Annotated in this window: 3 protein-coding genes; all 3 read right to left on the reverse strand. The window is 71.0% G+C overall.

From position 1 onward, the window contains the following. A partial coding sequence (locus tag NS184_RS18030; RefSeq protein WP_193750550.1) for a histidine phosphatase family protein occupies nucleotides 1-100 on the reverse strand: 100 nt, incomplete at its 3' end. Then, nucleotides 97-471: a fluoride efflux transporter CrcB gene (crcB, locus tag NS184_RS16720; protein ID WP_058727203.1), complete on the reverse strand. Its 375-nt coding sequence runs from the start codon at nucleotides 469-471 to the stop codon at nucleotides 97-99. The genes crcB and NS184_RS18030, both read right to left, overlap by 4 nt. Further along, nucleotides 468-666 (reverse strand): fluoride efflux transporter FluC (locus NS184_RS16725; protein ID WP_193750552.1); only part of this gene is annotated, 199 nt, incomplete at its 5' end. The genes crcB and NS184_RS16725, both read right to left, overlap by 4 nt.

The raw sequence follows: 666 nt of genomic DNA on the forward strand, positions 1-666 counted from the left end.
TGAGCGGGATGTCGGTGCGGCCGGTGTGCTGCCCGCTCTTCGACCACTCCGTCTCTCCGTGACGGACGAGGACGAGCTCGCCGGGGCGTTCCGAGGTCATGTGTTCCTTCCGATGAGCAGGCCGAGCGCGGCTGCGCCGACCGAGACGACGAGCATCCCGAGGCCGTTCAGGACGGCGAGCCGGGGCTTGCCGGATCGGAGGAGCTGCACGGTCTCGACGCTCGCTGTCGAGAACGTCGTGTACCCACCCATCATGCCCGTCCCGAGCACAGCGACCGTCGGGAGCGCCAGCACACCGGCCTGTCCTGCCCCCGTGAGGACGCCGAGCGCGAGCGACCCGGACACGTTGATGACGAGTGTGCCGAGCGGGAACACGGTCACCCGCGCCTTCACGGCACCGTCGAGGAGGAAGCGAACCGCAGCACCGATGCCTCCGCCGACGGCGACGAGCAGCAGTTCGAGCGGGTTCACGAGGGGTCTCCCGCAGGACGAGGCCGCAGGCGCGCGGTGACCCACAGTCCGGTGACGACGGCCGCGAGTCCGAGCACGACCGACAGGAGCGCGTACCCGCTGCCGGCCGCCCAGCGACCGGCGTCGAGCAGCTGTGCGGTGTCGTCGGCGAGCGTGCTGTACGTCGTGAACCCACCGAGGACGCCGGTCCCGACG

Source organism: Curtobacterium luteum (assembly GCF_001475545.1).
GTDB classification, from domain to species: domain Bacteria; phylum Actinomycetota; class Actinomycetes; order Actinomycetales; family Microbacteriaceae; genus Curtobacterium; species Curtobacterium luteum_A.